The sequence below is a fragment of the Oleiphilus sp. HI0061 genome, from assembly GCF_001635675.1.
This window is the reverse complement of the sequence record NZ_LWFE01001075.1, coordinates 1-4961: the sequence shown is the minus strand read 5'-3', so window position 1 is coordinate 4961 and position 4961 is coordinate 1. Positions and strand designations below refer to the sequence as shown.

Annotated in this window: 6 protein-coding genes; all 6 read right to left on the bottom strand. The window is 44.1% G+C overall.

The window, feature by feature from the left end; translation table 11 throughout:
- Nucleotides 1-790: sigma-70 family RNA polymerase sigma factor (locus A3735_RS15075; RefSeq protein ID WP_068638220.1), on the bottom strand; the 790-nt coding region annotated here is incomplete at its 3' end.
- Nucleotides 791-906: 116 nt separating this feature from the next.
- The gene (locus tag A3735_RS15070; protein ID WP_197475974.1) at nucleotides 907-1764 is read right to left on the bottom strand and encodes a peptidoglycan DD-metalloendopeptidase family protein; all 858 of its coding nucleotides are present in this window, start codon (nucleotides 1762-1764) and stop codon (nucleotides 907-909) included.
- 197 nt (nucleotides 1765-1961) lie between these two features.
- Nucleotides 1962-2903, bottom strand: coding sequence for a DUF368 domain-containing protein (locus A3735_RS15065; RefSeq protein WP_231877391.1), 942 nt, complete (start codon nucleotides 2901-2903; stop codon nucleotides 1962-1964).
- Between the two features lie 39 nt (nucleotides 2904-2942).
- Entirely contained in the window at nucleotides 2943-3572 is a 630-nt protein-coding gene (locus A3735_RS15060) for a protein-L-isoaspartate(D-aspartate) O-methyltransferase (RefSeq protein ID WP_068514134.1), read from the bottom strand.
- Between the two features lie 38 nt (nucleotides 3573-3610).
- A complete protein-coding gene (surE, locus tag A3735_RS15055) occupies nucleotides 3611-4354 on the bottom strand; it encodes a 5'/3'-nucleotidase SurE (RefSeq protein WP_068514132.1) in 744 nt (247 codons plus the stop codon).
- Nucleotides 4351-4961: tRNA pseudouridine(13) synthase TruD (gene truD, locus A3735_RS15050; RefSeq protein ID WP_156499692.1), on the bottom strand; the 611-nt coding region annotated here is incomplete at its 5' end. The genes truD and surE, both read right to left, overlap by 4 nt.

The following is a 4961-nucleotide window of genomic DNA, read 5'->3' as shown; positions in this document are numbered from 1 at the left end:
TACTATCCTGCAGCAACTCTGCAGGATCAGACGCTGACTCATCAGCAACTGTATCTAGTAATGATTTGTCGCTACTGCCGCCGATAGGCATATCAACAGAGGCAACACGCTCGTTCAAGCCCAACATGCGCTTAACATCAGCAACAGGCTTATCAAGCAAATCTGCAATTTCTTCTGGCGATGGCTCGTGATCAAGTTTTTGAGTCAACTCACGTGCAGCACGCAGATATAAATTCAGCTCTTTTACTACGTGAATAGGCAGACGAATTGTACGCGTCTGATTCATGATTGCGCGCTCAATAGTTTGGCGAATCCACCATGTTGCATAAGTAGAGAAGCGGAAACCACGTTCTGGGTCAAATTTCTCAACTGCGCGAATTAGGCCTAAATTACCCTCTTCAATCAGGTCAAGTAGAGTCAAACCACGATTAACATAGCGACGTGCGATCTTTACAACGAGTCGCAAGTTACTTTCAATCATTCTCTTACGCCCGGCCGCATCACCTTTCTGCGCCAAGCGAGCAAAATAAACTTCTTCTTCTGGGGATAAAAGCGGAGAAAATCCGATTTCATTCAAGTACATTTGTGTCGCATCAAGCTGACGGTATGACTGACTTTCTGATGAGCGACCGTCTATGCCTGTCTTCTTAGCTTTCTTTTTCGCGGTTATCGGAGTGACGACTGTCTCAGCCTCTTCCTCAAAACCCCAACTTTCAGTCGTTGTCTCTTCTGATTCAACGCCATCAATTTCTACTACATCGTCAAAGTACGCTTCTCTTTCTGCTGACATCTGTCTTGCCTCGCTTTTTATTGTTTGCTCATCAAGATCCTTGATGATGCAACCTAGCTGTTTAAATAAATACGCTACCAGCCTCGCAACTGGCATTTTTCCCTTTTAGGATAGTTTTATCTCGCAGGCAGATATTTCATTGGGTCAACCGGCTCACCATTGCGCCGAATTTCAAAATGAAGCATTACCTGTTTTGAGTCAGAGCTCCCCATCTCTGCGATCTTGCGACCTTTTATTATTTTTTGTCCTTCTTTAACTAGTATCCGCTGGTTATGTGCATAAGCGCTGAGGTAAGTTTCATTATGATTTATAATTACCAAGTTTCCGTAGCCTAACAAGCCATTGCCTGCATAAACTACTTCTCCATCAGCGGCCGCATATATTGGCGAACCCAAATTGCCGGTAATATCGACCCCCTTATTGAGAGTCGTACCCGCAGACTTCCCTTTGCTCATTCCACTTGAACGGGAAGTTCCTACAGAACCTTTTATAGAATACATGGCAAGTATCGGGCCAAGATGAGGCCACTGCCAATTTATGTTCTTGATGTGCTTGGTTTTTTTATCTCTTGTTACGTTTTTACCATTCTGCATAGTTTCTTTACGTTCTGTTACATTCCCTCTTCTCTTAGACCCTGATTTTGATATTTTCAAGTTCGATTTCTGTGAGTTTTTGCGACGTTCTAAATTTATTTTTTGCCCCGGCACAATCACATAGGGCGACTTTATTCCATTCTCTCTCGCCAACTCCTTCATCTCACGGCCATAGCGCCATGCGATGGCATATAAGGTATCTCCCTTACGTACAACATGCTGCCCAAAGTAGACTGGAGGGTTAAAGTTTTTATCTAGATATATTGATGGAGAGGTACAGGAGGCCAGAAGGAATAGCGTTAAGATACAAAACGTTACAAAAGCAAGAGGTCGCCTATTTTTTAAACACGCCAAATTACAAAGCGGATAAAAAGTAAACAATTCGACAAACCTCTCCATAACATATAGCTATAATATTTTTTTATTTAATTCTTTTTACTTCTTTAACTTAATGAAGAATATTAAGTTACTTAGCTAAGTCATTCATCTTCTATCTTATTCGCTCAGAATATAAGCAAATTAAACGTTACCGCAAAATACACCAGTGTTACCCTAAGAAACACTCTTATTAAAACAGATCACACACTTTTTGTGTTCTCTTTCTCATTATTTGCGCCCAAGCGGGAAAGCAGCAATACAATTAAAGCTGAACCAATGGCACAAATCACTGCAAGCACTAGATAGGAAGACTCTTGCGTTAAGGCTACATACTTATCCGGAGAAATATTAGCCTCTAACAAAGGTACTAATTCACCATGACGGTTTTCGCGATAGCTTAAAACCTGCTTCCAAGGCCAAACCTTGTTCAAGGCACCAATCATAAAGCCTGTTAAAACAGCCAAAGTCAGTTTTCTATAACGTGAAAATGTCCAAACAAGTAGTTTGGCAATGGACAAAATACCAATACCACACCCCAGCACAAAGACACTTAATACGGCGAGATCAAAGTCCTTCACCGCCCCAAGAATATAAGCATAGGTGCCCAGAATCAGTAAGATAAAGCTTCCGGAGATACCTGGTAGCACCATAGCGCAAATCGCAAGCACACCCGATAGAAAGGCGTTAAAGAGTGTTTGATCAATACTCGCTGGAGACATTGAGGTTAAGCCCCAGGCAAATACGGCTCCCAATAGCATTGCGATAACCAAGCCAACGCTCCACTCCCTTACTTCACGACCCACTATGTATACAGACGCCAAGATGAGACCAAAAAAGCCGGCCCAAAGAGGAATAGGAAAGTTAGCCAGCAGAAAAGTAATCACCTTCGCCAAGGATATTGCGCTTGTCACAATGCCAACAAACAGAGTAAGAAGAAAACTGGCGTCTGCCTTTTCCCAGACTCCTTTTAAGCTTCTATTTTTTAATGCTAGTAACAAAGTAGGAAGAATTGAATTTAAGGCTTGTAGCAGGCGCTCATAAATACCCGTAATAAAAGCAATAGTGCCACCACTAACACCCGGCACAATATCAGCGGCACCCATCAACACTCCCTTTATAAAAACCCATCCATCTATTTTCACATCTACCTCTTTATGGTGCCGTTTTGTATCTTAAATTTATTAGCGAATCGTTCCTGGAAGAAAGGGTACGAACATCGCAGGCTCAATTATCTTTTGTTCATAACTTGAGCCTTTTCTTGTGACAATAGTTAAGCTTTGTTGAGCATCTCCCAAAGGCAAAATCATCCGCCCGCCCTCTTTTAACTGACGAACCAGCTCCAATGGAATTTCTGTGGGCGCCGCCGTCATAATCACTGCGTCATACAAACCACGCTCCGGCCAGCCTATCCCGCCATCGGCATGACGAGTACTGATATTATTCAAGCCTAGCAGCTTAAAGCGTTGAACCGCTTTTTCTAACAGAGGATTAATTCTCTCAACACTATAGACCTCACCCACCAACTGAGCCAAGACCGCCGCCTGATACCCAGAGCCGGTGCCAAGTTCAAGAACTCTACGCGGCGCCGTTTGCAGCAACAACTCAGTCATTCTCGCAACAATATAAGGTTGGGAAATAGTTTGGTTGTGCCCAATCGGTAAAGCTGTATCTTCATAAGCCCGATGAGATAGCGCCTCATCGAGGAATATATGCCGCGGCGTATCCAGCATGACTGCCAATACATCCTCGTTGGTAATCCCCTCATCCCTGAGCCGCTGAATGAGTCGCATCCGGGTACGGCGCGAGGTCATTCCTATTCCTTCGAGATCAAGTGTCTGACTCACGATATTCAATCCTCTAAACAATCTTTTACTTGTGATATCAGCTCATGACGAGTCATATCAACTTGAAGCGGCGTTACTGAAACATAACCGTTCTTTACCGCGTCAAAATCTGTACCTTCTCCGGCATCGTCTCCCTCGCCTGCAAGCGATATCCAATATCGCTGTCGACCTCGTGGGTCTGACACTTCCTCTGGGGGAAGCCCTTTTGCCCGATGCCCCAAACGCGTGACTTTAATTCCCTTAAGCTGCTCATAAGGCACATCCGGCACATTGACATTCAAAATGGTTCTTTCAGGCACTTCCAAATCTTTAGAGCGAACCAATAAATCGAGTACCACTTTTGCTGCAGTTTGATAATGAAACTGACCCTGGTTCACTAGGGAAACAGCGATAGCGGGCTGCTTTAAAAACCGCCCTTCAATCGCTGCAGCGACTGTCCCCGAATATAACACGTCATCGCCAAGGTTTTCATGAGAGTTAATACCTGAGACCACACGCTCAAAGTCAAGATCAAAAAGTGATGAGACCCCTAGGTGAACACTATCGGTCGGCGTACCATCAATACAGTAATGGCCATTTGCAGTTTCCATTACACGCAAAGGGCGACTCAAAGTCAGTGAACTGCTTGCGCCACTATGATCACGATCCGGTGCAACCACCTTCACCTCGAACTTGGAAGATAGAACCTCCGAGAGTACCTGTATACCTTCAGCATTAATACCGTCATCATTGGATATCAGTAAACTCATCGTGTGCTCCGCATGCCTTGATTACCCTCTCCCAAGCCTTGAGACAAGTTAAACACTTCGGCAAGCAATGAAGTAGCAAAGACTCCCGTAGGTAATTGAAACTCTAGTTCAAGCTCAGCCTCTCCCATTGACCAAGACATCGCCTCAGGGACAACAAGGTATGGCCTCCGCTCTAAACGCAATCGATTTTGATGTATTCCTTTTTTAAAGGCAGGGTGCGCCTCTAGAATTTCTTTCTCTGGCTCAGTCAGTTCGTTACTTCCTGGCGTTTCGTCTCCGTATAGTGGGCCGCTTAGATCAGCGCTCAAGTCATCCCCACTTTCTATCAAGCTTGCTAGATTCAAGTTGTATAAGTACGAACGAGCTGCCGATAAATAGAAAGAACGCTGGCTTTTAGATGCTTTAATCTTACCTTCAAAATATTGTACGCCACGATCCAGATTCGCACCGTCAAAGCCGAATCGTTGAGGACCGAAGTAATTTGGAAAACCTTTATCTCTGACTTGTAGCAAAAGAGCTTCCACATTAGCCATATTGTCAATATTTCTCACCACCAACCTAAAGAAGTTGGCACTATGCTCGCCGCGTCTTAACTTCTTATTATGCC